Raw genomic sequence first — 22,081 nt, forward strand, 5'->3', positions numbered from 1 at the left:
CGCTACTCTTCATTTACCCCTCTAACGCGCAGGGTCTTTGGATCGTACTCTACCTCCATGGCCGCGACTTGGTCGGTTGGAAGAATCTCCATCCATTGCGCGAAGATGGATTGCGAAGTACCTCCTTCAAACACTTGCACTCCACCTTCAAGAGGATAGAAGCCGTGCTCGAACACAGCCTCAGTCGGCAGGCTGCCAGCAAAATGATTGCTTGCGTCAGTCGGATCTGCAGGATTACCAATAACCGGTGTCCGTGCATTGGTGTCGAATTCCTGGATCTTCTCAATCAGAAAGTCGAGCGCGTCTCTGATCGTCACGGTATGTTCGGGAGTTGATATTAGTTCGGGCGGATCGTCAGGCGACGCGATGTACTGCGCGTCCAGACCTTCAGCTCCCTCCACGTGCGCCTGTTGTAGCCAGTTAAGCGCCTCACGCTCCTTGCCGATTCGAATTGGGATGACCGCCTTGACCCATGGCGCGTTGAGAAACGCGTTACGGAGGTTGTCTCCATCGAGCTGCAGTAACCAACCGAGCGAAGCGCCGAGCTTCGCTGGCCTACTATCTTCGGTAATGTAGTAGTTATCGCGGCCAAGCTCTTTGGCACCGCCCCAATCGACTATGTTTTCCGAGGTGATGGAGTTACCAGCCACCGCAGTGTCCGACGTCGACACAAGGGTCGACACAAGGCCCGAGACATTGACAGTGACATCGGAAAAAGCTCGGGCGAGCCTCATTCTCGCGGCTTCGCGGCGAACCGCGACGCCTACAGCGGACGGGAAAGTTGGCTTAGCTCCCGGCTTCGTCGGGGGCTCCTCGCCGAGATCCTGCCCGCTACGGTGCAGTCTGGGTGCCCACCATTCAGGCGCCACGAAGTAGAGCATCTTGTCGACGTCGAAGATCGACCGCACAAGCTCAGAAATCACGTGTTTAGACTGATTTGTGCCTACACTCATCAGTTGACCGATGAGCGTGCGGAAGACCACGACACGCTCCTCTTCGCGCAAGTCTTCCGCTGGACGTGGTGTGATCGCGCTGGCGAGTTTGATGCGCTCCCGAGCAGCCGCGTAGAACGCCTCCTTGTATCGCCGCGCCTTCTCGATATTGTATTGAGCCATTCGCGACTCGTACTCCGCGGTGACTGCGGTGCGCATCGTGTTGCTCGGGTCCCAGTGCAAAGTAACCTTTGTCGGAATCTGGTTCCGACCGTTCCAGTTCACGTAGTCGAGATGAATGGTAAATGTGGCGGCGCTCGAGCCATCGGCGGACTGCAGGTCGCGCACTGACAAAATGGCATCTACCCCCTGGGGGTCGATATCGACACCTGTCAGGGTGAATCCGGGTGTCTGGAACGTTACCCGCTGGACGAAATCGGCCTGGATGTACTCAACCGCGTCGAATGCGGGTGCGATATCCCGTTCGGTCCCATCCACATAGATATTGTCTGTGTCGTCGGTGTTAATGCCGACGAATGGGACCGCGATGCTTACCTCTTGAAGCTGCGCCGTCGGAATCTGCGGTGCATCCGGCTGCACCAGGCCGCTCAGTTCCGGTGGCTCGCCGATATGAACGAGTTTGGCGATGCCAAGCTCCCGAGCGGCATCATCGACGAATGTGTGCCAGCACGCTCTCACTTCCAACCGCTGCACTTGCACGCCAACTGTCTGCATCTTTCGCCGAAGCTCGTAATTGACGAGCTTGTTTGTCGTGTTCGCGAGGACATAGCGCTTGCTAGACATCTCCTCTCTCTCAGTTGTGGTTCTGAAAAAGCTTTTAAAGTTGCGCTTGATCTCGCTTGAGAGCTTCTCGCTTTGCTGACGCATGTGCTTGCGTGTTGTCTCATTCGATCTCGCTGTCATCATATCCATGGAAAGCTCTGCAGTTGCGGAGCCGGAATACACTGCTGCATTGTATTCGCCGGTACTCGAAAAGCCGAATTTCGTATTGTCGCGATTCTCCTGCTTCACCGCGTCGGCGATGTCGTCTTGAATCGTGGTGTCCGTTTCCGACTTTGTCGTGGTTTCTAGGGATTGCTCGAACGTTTTCTCGGTCAGGGTCCGACGGGTTGACACCTCGATGAGCTCCACCGTCCCGCCAGGGCTGAGCCACACGTGGCCAACTGGAGGGCCGAGGAACGAATCGAATTGAAAGAAATATTGGCGATAAAGCTGCATGACACCCAAGGGTGAGAGGATCGCCTCATAGTTGGTGGCGCCAAAGTTAAGAAGCGGATCTTCCAGTTGGACAGTGGTGACGAGCGCGGAGCTTGGGCTCTTGAAGAACAGATCGTTTAGCGTTGATGGCGTATGGTCTTTTAGAAACAGTAGATAGCCGGCGATCTTGGATTCGCGAGCGAACAGGTCCTCGAGGAGATTCTGAGTTTCCGTTTGCGTGTACGCTTTGCTGAATTCCGCGACATAGTCACTGAGTTCATCGCGTTTCTGTAGTTCTTCAGGGTTGCTGACGATGTCGTGGAATTGCTTAAGGAGCTCCTTGACATGCCGCGTCGTGATAACTTTGCCCCAGTCTTCTGGCGGCTGCTTGCCGGCTTCACTTTGAATCATCCGAGCGACTCCGCTATCGATGGTGCTCGCTACGAACGGCTCCAAAGCTCGCTCGAGATCGAGCGGGACAAGGTTTGAGACGCTGAAGGACCAATTACCCGTCCGGCTCGCCACGACCTCGGAGCCCATGTCGCGCATATGGACCTTCACATGAGTACGCGCGGTGTTGAGGGCGCGGGCCGCGAGCTTGTTGTACAGGGAAGCTCTAATGCGCTCGTAGCGTTTGAGAATGATTTGCGATTTCCAACCCAGCAGAGGCTGATAAATTCCAAATAGCTCGCTGGAGTAAGGAAGCGTGCCTTTGAAGTCTTCGAAGGAACTCATGATGACATCCTCCGGTTGTTAGTGCGATTATGACTCTTGAGTGTGCCCAGTGAGGCTGGAAATCCGCCACTTCATCACCTTCAGACGACAACGAAGCATCGATCTGGCAATGGGCTTTATTCGGTGTAATGCCCCCTCTGCTGAGACCTGCAGCGACGACCATAATGGCGTTACTCATCGCTGCCTTCCCAGACTGCTGTCCAGCTAAGCCGATAAAGCCGCTAGTCGGATCAACGTCAGCTTGGCCTCGGCGACCGAGTCCGGTGAGACGGTCTCTCGTATCATCTATACAATACTCCCCTAGGTCGAATGAGGCAATATGCCTACGTTAATAGGTGGTGTAGGGGAGGTCAAAGCGCCGGGTTTGCGACCCAGAACAGGCACATAATGCCAGGGATTATAGACCGTCTCGCCACGGCCGAAGCACGAGGATGGCCGATGGCTCAGCACTCGGAACGTCGCAATGGACCGGTCCCAGATCAATGTGCTCTGCGCGCACTCACATTAATTCCTTCTTCACTCAGCATGGATATTCGCTAAGACCGTAGCCCGCGCCCCGCATCGAATTTTGTATAGACACGTAGCGCTGGTGAGACAGAAAGCGCGCCTCCTAACTGATGACGAGAATTTCATGCCCATACTTAAGTTTGAGGAGCTTTCTGATAGTGAACAGAAGTCTCCCAAAGGCGAAAATTTCGAGGGCCTCATCCGCGAGATTGGAAGAGAGCTTGGCCTAAGGCCAGAGTGGACCGGTCGCGGGGCAGATCAGGGGCGCGATCTCTTCTTCACGGAACGACGAGAGGGACCTCTCGGCACGACCCAGGTGCGTTGGCTTGTCAGTTGTAAGGATTACGCACATTCACAAAGGTCTGTTTCCGAGCAAGACGTTGGTGCGGTCACGGACAAGCTCGTGCAGCATGAGGCGGATGGTTTCCTTCTCGCAACGACCAGCATCGCAACTACTGGTCTGAAATCTTTGCTCGACGGCATTGCAAAGCAAGGCCAGTACAAAACCTTGGTTTGGGATAGACACGAACTTGAAAACATTCTCTTAAGAGAGCCGTGTACCCATTTGGTGAAGCGTTATCTACCGAAGAGCTACGAGGCTTATCAGCGTCTTAGTAGCATTCCGCAGGCGTTGAATTCACTAAGCGTCCTGATGCCTGGAGAAATATTTCGAAAAGTCGAAGCGGTATTTGAAGCGTACCAGGCAGGAGATGTTTGGCTCACGGGTGAAAGGATATGGCCTCACGAAAGCGCCAGCATCGAAACCATTGATCGCGCATTGTCGGCGCTGCTTGAAAGCGATGACGCTGCATCGGCAGCCAGGATTCTATCCCGTGATGAAATTGAGTTCGAGGCATTCGAGGCTACACTGACCGCTATTGCGTCAGTGAGACCAATCCAAGCGCAGGATCTTTGCCGCGCTATCGTGAAGGACGGCAACGATGCGGGACCCGCGCTTTCTGCGTTTCGTTTCTTCGTGCAAGAATTCGAGCCCGCGAATGAAGAGCAAATAAGGTTGGCCGCGAATTTAAGTCGAGACGACCTAACCGATCTCTACGCTATCGAAGTCGACAATTTCATCGTTGCGGAGCTCTCGAGTAATCCTGAAAAATACAGTGCTTGGGGCCAACTGGATGCTCTATCCAGCTCCACGCGATTGGAAGATTGCCACGTGGATGGCCTGGAATTCACACCTGACAGGAGGAACGCGAAGATTGAGTTCTCCGCGGCTCTGGAGATTTGGGTGGAACTGTCGTACGCTCGCGAGGACGCTGGGTCCTTCTCATTTCCCGGATCTGTCACGGGCCACATAGATGCCGACGGGATATATATTCAAGACTTCTCGGTAGACACCGGCTCGTCCCACGAAGGGTAAATGGAGCGGGGGAGCCACCTCGCCTCACGCCGCACCGGAGTGCCTTTTCCGGACCCTCAGATCGTGAAAATCCGGCTGCGGAAGAATGTGAATTTCTTCGTGCTGCGAAGCCAAGTGCGCAGATGCTAGTCATCCAGCTCGCGCAATAGCGTATTCAGGGAAGCGGAAAGGTCTTCCGGCCGCTTAGTCTGGCATTCCCAAATGACATGCACCTTCCAGCCTAGATGCTCGAGATCCGCGACGTTCCGCTTATCGCGAGCCACGTTGGCATCGAACTTCGCCTGCCAGAATTCCGCCCGTGTTTTGGGGGTCGATGCCATGTTGCAGTTCTCATGCCGATGCCAGAAGCACCCATGAACGAACAAGGCTGTCTTTCGCGCAGGCAACACGATGTCGGGCCGTCCAGGAAGGTCCTTGCGGTGGAGACGGAAGCGGCCGCCACATGCGTGCAGTGCTCGTCGGACTTTCAGTTCGGGCGTAGTGTTCTTGCCTTTCACCTTCGCCATCAACGCAGAGCGTTTGGGATCGATCATTGCCTGCGAACCTTCGTCAGTTCTCAGAAATATAAGGATCGATTGCGTTTGGAGCGTGGCAAGCGGCTCTAGTGTTGGGTCGAATCCTTGCGGAACTTGGCGACGTGGGCGGAGAACAGTTCTCCGATAACCTCGCCAAGCTTCACCGGGACCGCGTTTCCAATTAGGCGTCCAAGCTTGTCGAAGCTCGCGGTCCGCTCATCGGGCAGGAATGAATATTCCTTTGGGAATCCTTGCAGCATCGACGCCTCCCGCAAGCTGATCGCCCGATCCTGTTCGGGGTGACCAAATCGACCATTGCCGTACCCGAAGCATTGCGTCGTGATCGTGGGTGAGGGGCCATCCCATTCCATACGGCCGTAGACGGAGGGGTAGGTCCCTCCTGTTACCTTCATGTGGCACGAAGCCCGAAGATCGACGGGCCAATCCCGCCACGTGCCCCCAGGCTTCGAGTGCCGAATCCTTCGCAGATTGACATCGCTCAGGCGACTTGCTCGATGGAGCGCATCCGATGGATCGTTGCCGCCAGCAGAAAGCCTTGGAAGATCACCGATCGTCGCTCTGACGGTTGTTACCGGACATTCAAATTCCGGAATCGTGATTGGACCCAGTCAAGCAAGATTTCGCTGATATTCCGGCACAAAGTAGCGATCGGTCGTGTCGTCCTTGAAGCGGCTCACATACATCGAGACCGGATATTCGGCGACATTGAACTTGACCTGACGAGAGACTGCGACGACAGCGTGCTCCGCAGCCTGTACCGCTTCATCTGCAATCTTCTTAACCGTTTTTGGCTTTGCCATCGATCGTACGACCATACCTGCAATTGGTAGAACAAACACCGAAACTTATGCACGTTGCTGTACGATTCGACCAGCGCCACGGGGCCGAAAACTGAGTTGTCATCGAGTTCACAAGGCTGCCATGTGGTGGGGGTGTAACTCTAACAACGGGCACCGAGCGGCGGGGTTAGGTCGCCTAATGCTTCAGGTGCATACCTATCGCGGAAAAACTGCCAAACCAGGCTCTCAGGCGCGATCCTATGCGGATTCACCATAATTAACATGATAACCGCCACGACGGACAATCAGCCTACTGGCGCATCCCGCGAGAGACGAACAGGCAACCTCGGACTTCGTATCGGCACATTACTCTTCGGCTGTACCGGGCGCGATGGACCTTGCGAGTTTCCTCCGAGTCGAATTCTCAGTCATCACTGACAGTAGAAGATCTCGGGCCGTCTTCTAATAAATCCCAGGCACTTGAAAGTGCCTGGGATTGTGTTTTATGCAGTTGGCCAGCTTCGTCTTCAAGAATGGCCCGTTTCAATGGTATTTGGCCAGAACTAGCTTGGGTTTCTCAGTCAAATATCCAGATTCTCCGCAAATGCCGCGCGTTCCTGGATGAAGCGGAAACGGGCATCAGCCTTGGTGCCCATGAGATTATCGACGGCTTCACGCGTGCCCTCGAAATCCACCTCGTCGATCTCGACGCGCAACAATGTGCGTTTCGACGGGTCCATCGTCGTTTCCTTGAGCTGGGCGGGAAGCATTTCGCCAAGGCCCTTGAACCGGCTGATCTCGATCTTCCCTTTGCCCTTGAATTCGCTCTCCATCAGTTCCAGGCGATGGGCATCGTCGCGGGCGTAGATGGATTTCGACCCCTGTGTGATCTTGTAAAGCGGCGGCACGGCCAGAAAGAGATGGCCACCGCGGATCAGCTCCGGCATTTCCTGATAGAAAAACGTAATCAGCAGCGAGGCGATATGCGCGCCGTCGACGTCGGCATCGGTCATGACGACGATGCGATGGTAGCGAAGATCCTCTTCGCGATATTTCGAGCGCGTGCCGCAACCGAGCGCCTGGACCAGATCGGCGATCTGCTGATTAGCGGACAGCTTTTCGCGGCCGGCGCTGGCGACATTGAGGATCTTGCCGCGCAGCGGCAGGATCGCCTGGTTGGTGCGGTTGCGCGCCTGCTTGGCGGAGCCACCGGCCGAATCACCTTCCACGAGGAAGAGTTCGGCGCCTTCAGCGGTATTTTGCGAACAATCGGCAAGTTTGCCCGGCAGGCGCAGTTTGCGCACGGCCGTCTTGCGATTGACCTCCTTCTCCTTGCGGCGACGCAGGCGTTCCTCGGAACGCTCGATCACCCATTCGAGCAGTTTTTCAGCCTCGCCCGGATTGTCGGTGAGATAGTGATCGAAGGGATCTCGCAGCGCGTTTTCGACGATGCGCTGCGCCTCAACGGTCGCAAGCCTGTCCTTGGTCTGCCCGACGAATTCCGGTTCGCGGATGAAGATGGAAAGCATGCCGACGCCGGAAATCATCACATCGTCGGTGGTTATGCCGGCCGCGCGTTTGTTTTGCGTCATCTCGGCGTAGTTCTTCAGCCCCTTGGTCAGCGCGATGCGAAGACCCGCCTCGTGCGTGCCGCCTTCCGGGGTAGGAATGGTATTGCAATAGGAATGGACCTGCGGGTCGCCGCCGTACCAGGTGATCGCCCATTCCAGCGAGCCGTGGCCGCTTGCCTTGTCCGACTTGCCGGCAAAAATCTCGCGCGTGACGGTAAACTCATTGCCCATCGTCGCTTTGAGATAATCTTTCAAGCCGCCGGGGAAATGGAAGACGGCCTTTTCCGGAACATCGGTGCCTGCCGGCACCAATTCCGGATCGCAGCTCCACCGAATTTCGACGCCGCCGAAAAGATAGGCCTTGGAGCGCGCCATGCGGAAAACGCGGGCGGGGTCAAACTTGGCGTGCTCGCCGAAGATCTGCGGATCGGGATGAAAACGGACACGCGTGCCGCGGCGGTTATGGACGTCGCCGAGTTCTTCCAGGCCGCCCTGCGGCAGACCGCGCGAGAAGCGCTGGCGATAGAGCTTGCGATTGCGCGCCACTTCGACTTCGAGATCATCAGACAGCGCGTTGACGACGGAGACGCCGACGCCGTGCAAGCCGCCCGAGGTCTCATAGGCCTTGCCGTCGAATTTACCGCCGGCATGCAGCTTGGTCATGATGACCTCGAGCGTCGATTTGCCCGGCACTTGCGGATGGTTTTCGACAGGAATGCCGCGGCCGTTGTCGGTGACGGTCAGATAGCCCCTCTGGTCGAGATGTACTTCGATGAAATCGGCATGGCCGGCGACGGCCTCGTCCATGGAATTGTCGATGACTTCGGCGAAGAGATGATGCAACGCCTTCTCGTCCGTGCCGCCGATATACATGCCGGGTCGCATGCGCACCGGCTCCAGCCCTTCGAGGACGCGGATCGAATTCGCGCCATATTCCTCGGCAGACGAGGTGGTCGGCGCTACGCGCGGGGCAGGGGCGACCGCAGGCTTTTCAGCCTTGACGACCGGCTTGTCCGCCGCTTCCGGCTTCGGCGAAAGGGGCAGTCCGGAAAAGAGATCGTTGCTGTTATCCATGGAGCTGTTCAGATTTGTCCTTGAAGGGGTCATACCCCAAAATCACCGCATTTGCCGTCAGTTTCGCGAATCACCGAGATTCTGCCAGAAACGACGCGCGAGCGCGATGGCGCCCCATTGACGGGCAAATTCGGAAAAAAGATTTGCGTTGCCGCGCCGCGAATGGCAAGCCCGTGGGCCTATCGAGGGAAGTGTCCGCATGCGAATGTCCACAACTCATTTGCTAATATTAGCTGCAATTGCGGCGTTTTTGCCATTGGCGGTCGCATCGGGTGCTGCCGCAGAGGCGCTGAAGCCTTTCAAGGATGATCTGTTTTCCAATCAGACGGTCCTCGAGAGCCATGATAATGGTGCTTTCCAGACGATCGACTATCAGGAAATGCGCGACATCAACGGTCGCGACGAGGTGCCGGAACGGCGCGTCAAGCCGGCCTATGTCGCAACTGGCGTGCGCTGGAAAGCGCAACAGGACGAGACCTTGCCGCTCGGCGACCGCAAGCTCGACGTCACCCGCATCGGCCCGGCATCGAAGCAAGCCTTTACGGTGATCTTCATCCATGGCCGCGGCGGCGACCGCAGGCTCGGGTCGAACGACTATACATTCGGCGGCAACTTCAATCGGCTGAAGAATCTCGCCTATAACAATGGCGGCACCTACTACGCCCCGAGCGTGAAAAGCTTCGACAGCGAGGGCGTCGCCGACATCGCTGCCCTTATCCGCTATTCCTACGAGCAATCCGGCGGCAGGCCGGTCATCCTCACCTGCGCCTCTATGGGCAGCTTCATCTGCTGGGGCATCACCCGCGACGCCGAAAGCGTCAAACGTCTGAAGGGGATGGCGATCTTGAGCGGGGTGACGGATCCGGATTTCGTCAAGAGTGCTTTCTACAAGGCGAAATTGCCGATCTGGTTCACCCATGGCAGCAAGGATCCGGTCTACGCCGCCACCAACCAGGAAGCTCTCTTCGAAAAGCTCTACAAGACGCATTACCCGACGCGGTTTACGTTGTTTGCCACCGGCAATCACGGCACGCCGGTGCGCATGACCGACTGGCGGAAAGTGCTGAATTGGATCATTGATCCACAGCCGTCATGATTCTTTTCGAATAAATTTCGAATTATTTTCGGAAAAGCGATTTTTCAAACGATTTGAACTCGTTCCGACCGCTTTCGACAACTTTTCTTTCCGCTCTAGTTTTGTTAGTGCGGCAGAGAGGTGACGGGGGAAACGCGGAATGACAGAAAAAATACGACCGCTTCTGGCGGGAAACTGGAAGATGCATGGCACACGGGCCAGTCTCGATCAGATCAAGGCAATCGCCGAGGGGGTGAAGGCACCGCTATCCGAGAAGATCGACACGCTCCTTTGCCCGCCGGCAACATTGCTCTACGTCGCGACAGCACTCTGCGACGACAGTCCCCTGGCAATCGGTGCGCAGGACTGCCATCAACAGATCAACGGCCCGCATACGGGCGATATTTCCGCCGAGATGATCGCCGACTGCTTCGGCACCCATGTCATCGTCGGTCATTCCGAGCGGCGCAGAAACCATGCGGAAAGCGACATGTTGGTGCGCGCCAAGGCGGAAGCGGCCCATGCCGTCGGGCTGACGACCATCATTTGCATCGGCGAAACGGCATACGAGCGCAACAGCGGTCAGACACTGGACGTCCTGAAGCGCGAACTCAATGCTTCGGTTCCCGGCAGCTCGACCTCGGAAACGACGGTTATCGCCTATGAGCCGGTATGGGCGATTGGCAGCGGCCAGATTCCTACCCCTGCCAATATCGAGGAGGCACATGCCTTCATGCGCGACGAACTCATCGAACGCTTTGGCGCGGACGGCGCGCATATCCGACTTCTCTACGGCGGTTCGGTCAATGGCGACAATGCGGCGGACCTGCTCGCCATCGCCAATGTCAATGGTTTGCTCGTCGGCGGGCACAGCTTGAAAGCGGTCGACTTCCTCGCCATCTATGGCGCATTCGAACGGCAGTTCGCCTGAAGGTTTCACTTGCCTGGATTCCAATCTCAAAAGGACTTGGAATAGACGTGAGCCTCATGTAAAGAGCCGCGAGCTTTTCTTTTTGATGCCCGCGCCCGTGGGCAGGACTGGACCTATGCAAACCGTACTGCTTGTCATCTATCTCATGGTTGTTATCGCTCTCATCGGCGTGGTGCTGATTCAGCGCTCGGAGGGCGGTGGCCTGGGCATTGGCGGCGGATCGGGCTTCATGTCGGCACGCGGCACGGCCAATGCGCTGACGCGCACCACGGCTATCCTGGCGGCACTGTTCTTTGTGCTGGCGCTGGGTATGAATGTTTATTCGCGCTTCGAGGGACGTCCGACCGACATTCTCAACCGTATTCCGAGCACGGCGGGTCAGGGCAACGGTATTCTCGATTCGCTTGGTGGCCAGAAGGGCGCAGCACCAGCAGGCGGCCAGTCCCAGCCGGCCAACAACAGCGGCGTTCCGAACAGCGGCGCGGTTGCTCCGCAGTCTCAGACGACGACACAGCAGGCACCGGCCGCAACGACGACCCAACAGCCTGCAGCCACGACCACGACGCAGCCTGCTCCGGCTGCCGCCGGTCAGCAGACGCCGCCTGCTACGACGACGACAACGCCGACCCAAAGCGGCAACGGCGTTCCGACCGGCCAGTAAGCCCGGTCAGGGACTATCATCCTCCGGCAGGTCTTCGGATCTGCCGGTTTTGTTTTGTCAACATTCCGCGTTCTGTGTCCAAAATTCCGGAAACGAATTTTAGGGCTGGCGGAATCATTTGTTAAAAGGTATCCGGTGACTCCCATGGCGCGATATGTATTCATCACTGGCGGCGTGGTTTCTTCCCTCGGAAAAGGAATTGCGGCCGCGGCTCTCGGAGCGTTGTTGCAGGCCCGTGGTTATCGGGTCCGCCTGCGCAAACTCGACCCCTATCTGAATGTGGACCCGGGCACCATGAGCCCGACCCAGCACGGCGAGGTCTTCGTGACCGACGACGGCGCGGAAACCGACCTCGATCTCGGCCACTACGAACGCTTCACCGGCCGTTCGGCGACCAAGACCGACAACATCACCACGGGTCGCATCTACAAGAACATCATCGACAAGGAACGCCGCGGCGACTATCTCGGCGCCACGGTCCAGGTCATTCCGCACGTCACCAATGAGATCAAGGATTTCGTGACCGAGGGCAATGACGACTATGATTTCGTCATCTGCGAGATCGGCGGCACGGTTGGCGACATCGAAGCCATGCCCTTTATGGAAGCGATCCGCCAACTCGGCAACGATCTGCCGCGCGGTACCGCAATCTATGTTCATCTGACGCTGATGCCCTACATCCCGGCTGCTGGCGAATTGAAAACCAAGCCGACGCAGCATTCCGTCAAGGAACTGCAGGCGCTGGGTATTCATCCCGATATCCTGCTGGTGCGCGCCGATCGGGAAATCCCGGAGGCCGAACGCCGCAAGCTTTCGCTGTTCTGCAACGTCCGCCCGTCAGCCGTCATCCAGGCGCTCGACGTCGCCAACATCTACGACGTGCCGATGGCCTACCACAAAGAAGGCCTCGACAACGAAGTGCTGGCAGCTTTCGGCATTGAGCCGGCGCCGAAGCCGCGGCTGGAGCCGTGGGAAGAGGTCTGCAACCGTATCCGTACGCCGGAAGGCGAAGTGACGATCGCCATCGTCGGCAAATATACTGGCCTCAAGGATGCATATAAGTCGCTGATCGAAGCGCTGCACCACGGAGGCATCGCCAACCGCGTCAAGGTAAATCTTGAATGGATCGAGTCGGAGGTCTTCGAAAAGGAAGATCCGGCGCCGTATCTCGAAAAGGTTCATGGCATTCTGGTGCCCGGCGGCTTTGGCGAGCGCGGCTCCGAGGGCAAGATCCACGCGGCCCGTTTCGCTCGCGAGCGCAAGGTGCCGTATTTCGGCATCTGTTTCGGCATGCAGATGGCCGTCATCGAAGCAGCCCGCAACCTTGCCGGCGTCGAGCATGCGTCGTCGACCGAATTCGGTCCGACCAAGGAACCGGTCGTCGGGCTGATGACGGAGTGGTTGAAGGGCAACGAACTGCAGAAGCGCACGGAATCCGGCGATCTCGGCGGCACGATGCGCCTTGGCGCCTACAAGGCGGCACTGAAGAAGGGCACGAAGATCTCCGAAATCTACGGCTCGACCGATATTTCCGAGCGCCATCGCCATCGCTACGAAGTCAACGTCGACTACAAGGAGCGGCTGGAAGATTGCGGTCTCGTCTTCTCCGGTATGTCGCCCGACGGCATCCTGCCGGAAACGGTCGAATACTCAGATCATCCGTGGTTCATCGGCGTTCAGTATCACCCGGAGCTGAAGTCCCGCCCGCTCGAACCGCACCCGCTGTTCTCAAGCTTCATCGAAGCGGCGACAGAGCAGAGCCGACTCGTTTGACCGTCGCAAATCGCTTGCGATAGTCGCTCGGGCTGACCGCAAGCCGAGCACGGAAATGATGGCGCATCGTGGCGAGCGATCCGAACCCGCTCGCTACCGCCACATCGTCCAAAGAGATCATTGCATTCTTTTCGAGAAGATCACGCGCAAGACGCAATCTTTCGGTCATCAGCCATTCGCCCGGCGACATGCCGGTCGTCGCCTCGAAACGCCGCTGAAAAGTACGCACGCTCATGCCGGCGCGCATTGCGAGCAGGCGGATCGGCTGCTCCTCGTCCAACCGCTGGCGCATCCATTCAAGAAGCGGGCCGAGCCTGGCGCCTTCTCGCTCGCGTGGCACCGGCGTTTCAATATATTGAGCCTGTCCGCCTTCGCGATGAGGCGGAACGACCAACCGGCGTGCAACACTGTTCGCCGCCTCCGGCCCGAAATCCCTGCGCACGACATGCAGGCAAAGGTCGATGGCTGCCGCGCTCCCCGCGGCCGTCAGAACCGCGCCTTCGTCAACGTAAAGCACATCCGCATCAACGGCGACATCGGGGTATCGGGCAGCGATCGAATCGACATAACGCCAATGCGTCGTCGCTTTTCGCCCCGCCAATAATCCGGCGGCGGCAAGAACGGCCACGCCGGAACACAGGGACATAACGCGCGCGCCTCGGCTGTTTGCCGCCTGCAAGGCAGCCACAAGCGGAGCAGGCACAGGCAATGCAATCCCCCGCCAACCGGGAACGATGATCAAATCAGCGTCCTCAAGGAGTTCCAGCCCTTGATCGACCTGAACTAACAGCCCGCCTGCCGCTCGCAAAGGCCCGCTCTCGATGCCGCAGGCCGAAAAGCGATACCAGTGGTCTCCCATCTCCGGACGCGGCAGACCGAAAATCTCGTAGGCTACGCCGAATTCGAAGGTGCAAAGACCGTCATAGACGAGAGCAACGACATGTGGACCCCGAAGGGCTGAAACAGAGCTGTTTGGCATGATCTTTACGCTATATGGCATTGTAGCCAATTTCAACGCAGACTTGCCTAATGCATCAAGGGCCGGCCAACAGATGCAGGAGCCTCAAATGTCCAGTCGCGTCAGCGAAATACCAGCCGCAGCCCCGGAAGCCGTCACTGCCTATTATAGCCAGAAGCTGGCATTCGAGACGGATTGTTCCGATGTCCAGCTTTCGATGGTCTCGGGCAATGCCGATTTCGTGCTGCTCGACGTCCGTGGACCGTCGTTTTTCCAACAAGCACACATACCCGGCGCCATCAACCTGCCGCACGGCAAGATGACGGCGCACAAGATGGCGGAATGGCCCGCTGACACCCTGTTCGTCGTCTATTGCGCCGGTCCTCACTGCAACGGAACCGATAAGGCGGCGCTACGCCTCGGCCAGCTCGGCAAGCGCGTGAAGGTCATGATCGGCGGTATGACCGGCTGGGCGGATGAAGGCTTTGATTTCGAACGGGGCTGAGTGGTCGGAAAAAGGGTAGCCAACAGACGCTGGCTTCTGCCCTTTGCCGCACCGCAAAAAATCCCGCCGCTACGTCATTTGACTGTCGCGTCGCTCCCATTTCCGTGGCACTCTGCCGGTAAGCATAATGGGAACAAAAGTATGATACTCAATCCATTTGACGACCGGAGAGAGCGGTCGAAAACCAAGATTGCCATCACCTATATTGTTCTAATTGCGTTCAACATCGCTGCCTGGGCTTGGGCGTGGACCGCCTTTGCGGACAGGCCGTCGCTGCTGGGCACGGCATTTCTCGCTTACATGTTCGGCCTGAGGCACGCATTTGACGTGGACCACATCGCCGCAATCGACAATGTAGTGCGCAAGCTGATGCATGAGAGGAAACAGCCCTATGCCGTTGGTTTCTTCTTCTCCTTCGGCCATTCGACCATCGTCGTGCTCGCATCGATCGTCATTGCCGCGACGGCGGCTGCGATGCAAAGCCGGCTCGATTCATTCCACGATATCGGCGGCGTCATCGGCACGGCGGTCTCTGCCGCCTTCCTGCTTCTTATCGGCATTGCCAACCTATTCGTCCTCAAAGGCGTATGGTCGGCCTTCAACCGCGCGCGACGAGGCGAGAGGATCGTCGACGAAGACCTCGACGCCTTGCTAGCTGGCGGCGGTTTGCTGGCGCGTGTCTTCCGGCCGATGTTCAAGGTGGTGACGCGGTCCTGGCACATGTATCCGATCGGCTTCCTGTTCGGTCTCGGTTTCGATACGGCGACCGAGATCGGCCTACTCGGCATTTCGGCGGCCCAGGCAGCGCAAGGCATGTCCTTCTGGACGATTCTTGTCTTCCCGGCACTCTTCACCGCCGGAATGTCGCTGATGGACACCAGCGACAGCATATTGATGACCGGCGCCTATGGCTGGGCTTTCGTCAAGCCAGTGCGCAAGCTCTGGTACAATCTGACGATCACCGCGGCTTCCGTCGTCGTTGCCATCTTCATCGGCGGTATCGAAGCGCTAGGGTTGATCTCGGACAAACTCGGCCTCGAAGGGGGCGTCTGGAGCTTTATTGGCGATCTTAACGACAATCTTGCCAATTTCGGTTTCGCGGTCGTCGGCATCTTCCTGCTGAGCTGGCTGATTTCTACCATCCTCTACAAGGCCAAGGGCTACGACAGCTTGCAGATCAACCGCTCCTGACGCATCATTGTTTTCATAGATTTATATTGCTGCGGCTGGAATTTATCACCCGCAGCCACAGCTATATTTGATGAGGGGGCACAATCATGACCCAGACAACTGGTTTTCTCGGCGCCGCCGTAGTCGCCGTTCTATGCGCGGTCGGGGCCGATTCGGCCCTTGCACAAACCGCGGGTTGTTCACTGCGACCGGCCGTCAGTGCTCAACGCCAGACCCTGAATTGCGAGCCAGGCCTCAGCATCACCATCGAGCGCGGTGCACGTTACCAGCTTGCCGACCGTAATCGCGACGGTCGGGTGGATGCCGTCGTGCTCAATAGCAAGGCGGCGCTGGTCGATGTCGACAACAGCCGCATTCAGGGTGGGTTCGAAGTGGTGACGCCGCAGGCGATCGCTGCCGTGCGGGGCACACGATGGGCGGTCGACGCGGAACGTGGCAAGACATCCGTGTTGGTTCTGCGCGGCCGCGTCGCCGTCAATAAGGTTTCGACCGGACAAGGCGTTACGCTTGGACGGGGGCAGGGCGTCGATGTTGATCGTGGTCGCAGTCCTCTGCGTGTTACAAGCTGGGGGCAACCGCGCATAAACGCACTGATGGCCCGCCTCGGCCAGTGAGATCCTGATTCCCATGCGCAGACCACCGCTGCAGACGCTGATTGCGCTTGTATTGACTGCCGTCTGGGGTGCGGGCCTCGGTATCGCGCATCTGCGGGGCGACATTCCGGTTATCGACGGTGCCGAGGCGACGCTGGCGAATCTGAGGAATGTGCTCGGCGGCAGCCGGCAACCGCCCGATGTCGTCACCATCGTCGCCATCGATGACGAGACGTCCCGGCAGGCCGGACACTATCCGCTGCCCCGCGCTACCCTTGCGAAAGTCATTGATGCCATCGCCGCATTGAAGCCGAAAGCAATCGGCCTCGACATGCTTTTGGTGGATGCCGGCGCGGAGGCCGACGATGCCGCGCTGACGCGATCGCTGAAGCAGACCAATGCCGTGCTGGCCGCCGCCGGCGTCTTTCCCGAAAGCCGTCAGCGTGTTGCCGAGGACAGCAAAGAGCCTCTCGCGCGCGTACCTAGCGCTCTGCAATTCCTGGAGCCGCAGCAGCAGTTCGCAGAGGCCGCGAGCTACGGCATCGTCAATGTCCAGACCGACCAGACGGGAACGCCGCGTTTCGTGCCGATGCTGTTTCGCAGCGGCGAGCGAATCGAACCGTCCTTCTCCTTGCGCCTCGTTTCCGCGGCAACCGGCGAGCCTACGACCGTCATTTCCGACCACATCAAGCTCGGTGACCGTTCGGTGCATACCGATACAGGCTACCTTATGCCCCTCTCTTTCTACGGCCCGCGCGGCACGATCCGCACCATCGGCGCCAATGCGGCGTTGAACGGGCAATTGCCGGAGGAGGCAATCAAGGACCATATCGTGGTTATCGGCGCGACCGTCACCGGCGGCGGCGATGTCTTTCCGACACCCTTTGACCCGGTATTGCCGGGCGTCGAAGTCATTTCCACATCGATCACCCATTTGATGGCTGGGGACGGGTTGATCCGCGACCGCGGCGTGCGCCTCATTGACCTCTGCTTTGCCATTGGCCTGCCGCTTGTTCTCGTTAGCCTGCTTGCCTGGCGGCGAAACACCATCGGCCTGATCTTGGTGCTCTGCGTCATCCTTGCCTGGCTCTCGATCAACATCAGCGCCTTCAAACATGGTATCTGGCTGAGTGCCGCCGTGCCGATCGCAGCGGCGATGCCGCCGGCGCTACTATTTGGCGCCGCACAGCTTTGGCTCGGCCGCAAACAGGCGAAGCATTTCGCGCAGCAAAGTGAACTCCTGCAGCGCATTCAGGCGCCGGGTCTTGCCGAATATCTTGCCCGCGATCCCGGCTTTCTGGCGGAGCCGGTGCGGCAGGAGGCGGCCGTGGTCTTCATAGATCTCAACGGCTTCACGGGCCTCAGCGAAGCGATCGGTCCAACGGCGGTGCGCGAGCTGCTGAACGGCTTTTACGATCTTGTCGACGAAGAAGTGACAGCTAGCGGCGGCGCCATCACGAGCTTCATGGGTGACGGCGCGATGATCCTCTTCGGCCTACCACAGCCGAAGCGGGACGATCCTTCCAATGCGGCGCGCTGCTGCATTCGCCTTGCAGACCGGATGAGAGGCTGGCTTGGGGCGCTACCGGAAGCGATCGCCTCTCGCATCGGCTTCAAGATAGGCGCGCATTTCGGTACCGTCGTTGCCTCCAGGCTCGGCGGCGGCGGACGGCAGCAGATCACGGCAACCGGCGACACTGTCAATGTCGCCAGTCGCCTGATGGAGGTGGCCGCCCGCAACAATGCCGAGATCGCCATCAGCAACGACCTGCTGCAAGCTGCAGGTCGCGACAGCGCGCCCTATTTGGAAGGCAGGCTTGATGGTCCGATCGAAGCAAACTTGCGCGGTCGGGCCGGTTCGTTGGCCGTCTGGCTGTGGCGGAGCCAAGCATAATCCCGAAAAGTACGATGCCTTAACACAGCGCTTCATCTTCGCTGGAAACTCTTTGCTCCGTCGAGGCATGCCCGCGATCAAACACCTCGAACATTTTCTGGAAACGCGGAGAGTCGCGTAGCGAATCCAGATCGGAATCGTTGCTGAACCAGAGCACCTGGTAGGCGGAACTCAGCGGCAGCAACCTCTCGAGCAGATCCAACGCCGCATCGCGATCGCCGAGCACGGCATAGGCGCAGGCAACATTGTATTGGGCACAAATGTCGTCCGGATCGATCGTGAGGGCACGCGCCGCCCATTCCCTGGCGCGTCCGGCCTCGCCAAGATGAGCAAGGGCGATAGCGCCACGATGGGCAGGGCCGGAATTTTCCGGGTTGAGATCAAGCGCCCGCTCGGCGCGCTCGATGCCGATCTTTGCCCAGCGCTCCAGCTCATTCGTCTTTCCGAGCGAGCGAAAGGCGCTGATCAGATGCACAGGTGACAGATAGTCGTCGGTGCGAATGGTCGCCGCGCGCTCGAAATAGTGCACAGCCTCCTCGAACCGGCCATGCATGAACAGGAAGCGGCCGTAATGGAAATTTGCCTCGTAGAGGTTCGGCTGTAGCGCCATGGCCCGGGCGAAGGCGGCAGTTGCCGCCTCGTTCTGGCCACTTTGATGCAGAGCCAGACCATGCGAAGCATAGGCCTCGGCCAAATCGGGATCGAGTTCCAACGCCTTGGCGCTCATCGCCATGATGTTTTCCAGCGGATACTCGCGCGGGCTCCAGTCCCTCAACGCCGAGTCGCAATCGGCGATACCGGCATAGGCGCGGGCGTAGTCCGGATCCAGCTCGACCGCCTTCAGGAACATTCGCCGTGCCAACAGCAGGTAAGACCGTGTCCAGGCATGCGAGAATTGCCGGCCCCGAAGATAATAGGTATAGGCCTCGATATTGGCGGTAGGCTCGCTTTCGATCGCCTTCTTTTCCTCCGGCTGCAGCTTGATCTTCAGTTGATCGACGATCGCATGGGTGATCTCGTCCTGGATTGTGAAAATATCGGTCAGATCGCGATCGAAACGGCCGGCCCAGAGATGTGCACCGTTGCGGGCATCGATGAGCTGACCCGTGATGCGCAGGCGCTGCGCAGCCTTGCGAACGCTGCCCTGCAGAACGAAATCCGCGCCGAGCTCCTGCGCTATCTGCTTCACCTTCACCGACTTGCCCTTGTAGGTGAAGACGGTATTGCGGGCGACGACATTGAGGTCCGATATTTGCGAGAGATCGGTAATGAGATCCTCGGTAATCCCATCGGAGAAATATTCCTGCTCCTGGTCGTCGCTCATGTTGACGAAGGGCAGGACGGCCACCAGCCGCTTGCGGCCATCCCGCGCCGGCAACGCAACCACCGATGAGGTGGTTGGTGAATTGATAGAAACGGTATAGACGCGGACACTATGGGCGATGTTCTTGAGGGAGTGTTCGCCACGGTCCTCGAAGGAAACGCCCAGACGGGAGCCGACATGATCGCGCACCGAGGCGGAGACAGCGATGCCGCCCGGCTCGGCAATGGCTTCGAGACGAGCCGCGAGATTGACGCCTTCGCCAAAAATATCACCATCCTCGACAATGACGTCGCCGAGGTTGATGCCGATCCGCAGCTCGATACGGCGATCCTCCAGTGCATTCTCGTTACGCGTCAGCATATCGCGCTGGATTTCGGCAGCGCAGGAGACCGCGTTCACCACGCTCGAAAATTCGACCAGCATGCCGTCGCCGGTGTGCTTGACGATGCGTCCCTTGTGTTGGGTGATCCTCGGATCCAAAACTTCGGCACGATGCTGCCTCACCGCTGCCAGCGTGCCGGCCTCGTCCATTCCCATCAAGCGGCTGTAGCCCACGATGTCGACAGCAAGAATGGCAGTCAGTCGGCGCTCCAAGTGCCCCCCGAATTCATCTTGTGGTCTAAGGCTGCAGTTTACGCCGATATTGTCACAATGTCGTGCGTAGCGTTCCATATTGCACCATGGCAGTTGGAAAACGATTTGGCGGCGCAGATAGCACCAATTTGCACCAAGAAGCGAGCGGTCTTTGTGGTTAGTCCCTTTGAGGTAAGGGCTACAGTCCCACCATTTTCGCTAGCCCGAACGACGCAAAATCTCACATATCGTGGGCATATTCGCCATTTTTGGCTTTATCCGCGCCACATGGGGATGATGGAAATCACAAGCAGGCAGGCGAGGAAAAAATTCAGCGCGCGCCACTGCCACGACGTTTTCAGCAAACGGCCAAGCAATTGCCCAAGAGCGCACCAAATGGCCAACGAAAATGCGGCGACAAGGCAAAACGTCATGCCGAGCAAGATGGCGAGAGTCGCCGGGTTGCTGGCCAAAGCGGCGAAGGAGGCGGCCGCGCCGATCGTCATTGCCCAGCCCTTGGGATTGTACCAGAGCATCCAGACACCGGTCATAAAGCTTGTCGGCTTTGCCATGTCGCCGTCTAGACGCGGCTGGCCGCTTCGGCCTATGCGCACGGCGAGCCATATCAGATAGAGCGAGCCGAGCGTTTTCATCGCGACCTGCAGTGCAGGCAAGGCCATTAGCAAGCTGCCCAGCCCAGCCGCAGCCGCGCAAGCGATGGAACCGAGACCGATGGCGCAACCGGCCATGACTGGTATCGACCGGCGAAAACCGAAATGCGCGCCGGAGGCGGTGGCAAGCGTCGTGGCGGCGCCCGGCGTGATCGTCGAGACGAGCGTAAAAACGATAAGGGGCAATAGCTCGTCGATGGTCATGCGGCTGATCTCCATCTTCTAGTGAAGACATAGGCGAATGGCTGCCATCAGAAAAACGAATGTTGAAGGACCGACGCATTAGCGTTTATAATGCAGATATGACCCGAAACTTTGATGTCGCCCTCATTAGGACTTTTGCCGCCGTTGCCGATCACGGCAGCATGACGGTTGCCGCCAATATTCTGCACATGACGCAGAGCGCCGTCAGCCAGCAGATCAAGCGGCTGGAGGATATGCTCGGCTGTGCCCTGTTCGAACGGGAGAAACGCGGATTGCGGCTCACGGACGCGGGTGAGCGAATGCTTGGCAATGCCCGCCGGCTGCTGATCCTCAATGATGATATTTTGGCCGACATGACGGAAAGTGTCGTCGAAGGCAGTGTGCGGCTTGGCGTGCCCCATGATCTTGTCGGGACGATTCTGGCACCGGTTCTCAAATCCTATGTCGAGCGTCATCCGCAGGTAGAGATTTCACTAGTCTGCGGCTCATCGCCCGAGCTGATGCAGGCGCTCGACAACGGTGTGATCGATCTCGGCGTCATCGAGGAGCCGCTCGGCACATCCAAGGGCGAATGCCTGACCATCGACCGGCTGGTTTGGGTGGGTGCAAAAGCGGGCAGCGCGCACCGAAAGAACCCGCTGCCGATTTCGATGGTGGCCGATACCTGCGCCTTCCGGCCATCGGTCTTCGCAGCGCTGCGCGACGATGGGCGACGCTGGCGCACCATATTTGAGAACGGCAATATCGAGGCGACAACGGCCACAGTTCGCACCGACCTTGCGATCACTGCCTGGCTCGCCTCCACTGTCCCCGCCGACCTCGATATTCTCGGCGCGAGCGAAGGCCTGCCGGACTTGCCGATCTTTTCCGTCAACCTCTATTTATCCAAAAGCGAAGCGACGCCACCTGCAACCGAGCTCGCCCGCCATATCCGCGAAGGGCTGATGCGGCCGCGACAGATGGCAGCCGCTTGAGGATCCATTCGACTGGTAGCCGCTTTT

General features: G+C 58.4%; 18 protein-coding genes. 10 read left to right on the plus strand and 8 right to left on the minus strand.

Features of this window, described 5'->3' with window-relative positions; genetic code table 11:
* Positions 1–2: 2 nt before the first annotated feature.
* Complete coding sequence (locus FHT86_RS06825) at positions 3–2,885, minus strand: hypothetical protein (RefSeq protein ID WP_133706107.1); 2,883 nt, start codon at positions 2,883–2,885, stop codon at positions 3–5.
* 631 nt (positions 2,886–3,516) lie between these two features.
* Between FHT86_RS06825 and FHT86_RS06830 the strand changes: the two genes are divergently transcribed.
* Positions 3,517–4,767, plus strand: a complete 1,251-nt coding sequence (locus tag FHT86_RS06830) for a restriction endonuclease (protein WP_133706109.1) — start codon at positions 3,517–3,519, stop codon at positions 4,765–4,767.
* 125 nt (positions 4,768–4,892) lie between these two features.
* Here FHT86_RS06830 and FHT86_RS06835 read toward each other — a convergent pair whose 3' ends face one another.
* From FHT86_RS06835 to parE, 4 genes are all read right to left on the minus strand, one after another.
* The gene (locus FHT86_RS06835; protein ID WP_133706110.1) at positions 4,893–5,300 is read right to left on the minus strand and encodes a very short patch repair endonuclease; all 408 of its coding nucleotides are present in this window, start codon (positions 5,298–5,300) and stop codon (positions 4,893–4,895) included.
* A 68-nt stretch (positions 5,301–5,368) separates the two neighbouring features.
* A complete protein-coding gene (locus FHT86_RS38830; RefSeq protein ID WP_183868754.1) occupies positions 5,369–5,911 on the minus strand; it encodes a DNA cytosine methyltransferase in 543 nt (180 codons plus the stop codon).
* Positions 5,912–6,103 (minus strand): hypothetical protein, encoded by a 192-nt coding sequence (locus tag FHT86_RS06845; RefSeq protein ID WP_183868548.1) that lies wholly within the window; start codon positions 6,101–6,103, stop codon positions 5,912–5,914.
* 560 nt (positions 6,104–6,663) lie between these two features.
* Positions 6,664–8,727 (minus strand): DNA topoisomerase IV subunit B, encoded by a 2,064-nt coding sequence (parE, locus tag FHT86_RS06850; protein WP_133706111.1) that lies wholly within the window; start codon positions 8,725–8,727, stop codon positions 6,664–6,666.
* 199 nt (positions 8,728–8,926) lie between these two features.
* On the opposite strand from parE, the gene FHT86_RS06855 reads away from it, so the two are divergent.
* The 4 genes from FHT86_RS06855 (at position 8,927) to FHT86_RS06870 (ending at position 13,167) form a co-directional block, all read left to right on the plus strand.
* Positions 8,927–9,823, plus strand: a complete 897-nt coding sequence (locus FHT86_RS06855; protein ID WP_133706112.1) for an alpha/beta hydrolase — start codon at positions 8,927–8,929, stop codon at positions 9,821–9,823.
* 139 nt (positions 9,824–9,962) lie between these two features.
* Positions 9,963–10,733: a triose-phosphate isomerase gene (gene tpiA, locus FHT86_RS06860; protein ID WP_133706113.1), complete on the plus strand. Its 771-nt coding sequence runs from the start codon at positions 9,963–9,965 to the stop codon at positions 10,731–10,733.
* Between the two features lie 115 nt (positions 10,734–10,848).
* A complete protein-coding gene (gene secG / locus FHT86_RS06865) occupies positions 10,849–11,394 on the plus strand; it encodes a preprotein translocase subunit SecG (RefSeq protein ID WP_133706114.1) in 546 nt (181 codons plus the stop codon).
* 144 nt (positions 11,395–11,538) lie between these two features.
* Positions 11,539–13,167 carry a CTP synthase gene (locus tag FHT86_RS06870; RefSeq protein ID WP_133706116.1) on the plus strand — a complete coding sequence of 543 codons (1,629 nt, stop codon included), beginning with the start codon at positions 11,539–11,541 and terminating at the stop codon, positions 13,165–13,167.
* Here FHT86_RS06870 and ftrA read toward each other — a convergent pair.
* Positions 13,130–14,167, minus strand: a complete 1,038-nt coding sequence (gene ftrA / locus FHT86_RS06875; RefSeq protein ID WP_133706117.1) for a transcriptional regulator FtrA — start codon at positions 14,165–14,167, stop codon at positions 13,130–13,132. The genes FHT86_RS06870 and ftrA overlap by 38 nt on opposite strands.
* A 67-nt stretch (positions 14,168–14,234) precedes the next feature.
* Between ftrA and FHT86_RS06880 the strand changes: the two genes are divergently transcribed.
* From FHT86_RS06880 to FHT86_RS06895, 4 genes are all read left to right on the plus strand, one after another.
* Entirely contained in the window at positions 14,235–14,630 is a 396-nt protein-coding gene (locus FHT86_RS06880) for a rhodanese-like domain-containing protein (protein ID WP_133706118.1), read from the plus strand.
* A gap of 141 nt (positions 14,631–14,771) precedes the next feature.
* Positions 14,772–15,821 (plus strand): HoxN/HupN/NixA family nickel/cobalt transporter, encoded by a 1,050-nt coding sequence (locus tag FHT86_RS06885; protein WP_133706119.1) that lies wholly within the window; start codon positions 14,772–14,774, stop codon positions 15,819–15,821.
* A gap of 86 nt (positions 15,822–15,907) precedes the next feature.
* Complete coding sequence (locus tag FHT86_RS06890) at positions 15,908–16,435, plus strand: FecR domain-containing protein (RefSeq protein ID WP_133706120.1); 528 nt, start codon at positions 15,908–15,910, stop codon at positions 16,433–16,435.
* A gap of 13 nt (positions 16,436–16,448) precedes the next feature.
* Positions 16,449–18,308 carry a CHASE2 domain-containing protein gene (locus tag FHT86_RS06895; RefSeq protein ID WP_133706121.1) on the plus strand — a complete coding sequence of 620 codons (1,860 nt, stop codon included), beginning with the start codon at positions 16,449–16,451 and terminating at the stop codon, positions 18,306–18,308.
* Positions 18,309–18,327: 19 nt separating this feature from the next.
* Here FHT86_RS06895 and FHT86_RS06900 read toward each other — a convergent pair whose 3' ends face one another.
* Both FHT86_RS06900 and FHT86_RS06905 read right to left on the minus strand, forming a co-directional pair.
* Positions 18,328–20,226: a TPR end-of-group domain-containing protein gene (locus FHT86_RS06900; protein ID WP_166656766.1), complete on the minus strand. Its 1,899-nt coding sequence runs from the start codon at positions 20,224–20,226 to the stop codon at positions 18,328–18,330.
* A 254-nt stretch (positions 20,227–20,480) separates the two neighbouring features.
* Positions 20,481–21,080, minus strand: a complete 600-nt coding sequence (locus FHT86_RS06905) for a LysE family translocator (protein ID WP_133706123.1) — start codon at positions 21,078–21,080, stop codon at positions 20,481–20,483.
* 98 nt (positions 21,081–21,178) lie between these two features.
* Between FHT86_RS06905 and FHT86_RS06910 the strand changes: the two genes are divergently transcribed.
* The gene (locus FHT86_RS06910; RefSeq protein WP_183868550.1) at positions 21,179–22,054 is read left to right on the plus strand and encodes a LysR family transcriptional regulator; all 876 of its coding nucleotides are present in this window, start codon (positions 21,179–21,181) and stop codon (positions 22,052–22,054) included.
* Positions 22,055–22,081: the final 27 nt, after the last annotated feature.

Source organism: Rhizobium sp. BK313 (genome assembly GCF_014193655.1).
Taxonomy (GTDB): Bacteria; Pseudomonadota; Alphaproteobacteria; order Rhizobiales; family Rhizobiaceae; genus Rhizobium.

Coding starts and splice junctions, on each gene's coding strand:
- FHT86_RS06825 (WP_133706107.1), bottom strand. CDS start 2,885: ATGAGTTCCTTCGAAGACTTCAAAGGCACGCTTCCTTACTCCAGCGAG.
- FHT86_RS06830 (WP_133706109.1), top strand. CDS start 3,517: ATGCCCATACTTAAGTTTGAGGAGCTTTCTGATAGTGAACAGAAGTCT.
- FHT86_RS06835 (WP_133706110.1), bottom strand. CDS start 5,300: ATGATCGATCCCAAACGCTCTGCGTTGATGGCGAAGGTGAAAGGCAAG.
- FHT86_RS06845 (WP_183868548.1), bottom strand. CDS start 6,103: ATGGCAAAGCCAAAAACGGTTAAGAAGATTGCAGATGAAGCGGTACAG.
- parE (WP_133706111.1), bottom strand. CDS start 8,727: ATGGATAACAGCAACGATCTCTTTTCCGGACTGCCCCTTTCGCCGAAG.
- FHT86_RS06855 (WP_133706112.1), top strand. CDS start 8,927: ATGCGAATGTCCACAACTCATTTGCTAATATTAGCTGCAATTGCGGCG.
- tpiA (WP_133706113.1), top strand. CDS start 9,963: ATGACAGAAAAAATACGACCGCTTCTGGCGGGAAACTGGAAGATGCAT.
- secG (WP_133706114.1), top strand. CDS start 10,849: ATGCAAACCGTACTGCTTGTCATCTATCTCATGGTTGTTATCGCTCTC.
- FHT86_RS06870 (WP_133706116.1), top strand. CDS start 11,539: ATGGCGCGATATGTATTCATCACTGGCGGCGTGGTTTCTTCCCTCGGA.
- ftrA (WP_133706117.1), bottom strand. CDS start 14,167: ATGCCATATAGCGTAAAGATCATGCCAAACAGCTCTGTTTCAGCCCTT.
- FHT86_RS06880 (WP_133706118.1), top strand. CDS start 14,235: ATGTCCAGTCGCGTCAGCGAAATACCAGCCGCAGCCCCGGAAGCCGTC.
- FHT86_RS06885 (WP_133706119.1), top strand. CDS start 14,772: ATGATACTCAATCCATTTGACGACCGGAGAGAGCGGTCGAAAACCAAG.
- FHT86_RS06890 (WP_133706120.1), top strand. CDS start 15,908: ATGACCCAGACAACTGGTTTTCTCGGCGCCGCCGTAGTCGCCGTTCTA.
- FHT86_RS06895 (WP_133706121.1), top strand. CDS start 16,449: ATGCGCAGACCACCGCTGCAGACGCTGATTGCGCTTGTATTGACTGCC.
- FHT86_RS06905 (WP_133706123.1), bottom strand. CDS start 21,080: ATGACCATCGACGAGCTATTGCCCCTTATCGTTTTTACGCTCGTCTCG.
- FHT86_RS06910 (WP_183868550.1), top strand. CDS start 21,179: ATGACCCGAAACTTTGATGTCGCCCTCATTAGGACTTTTGCCGCCGTT.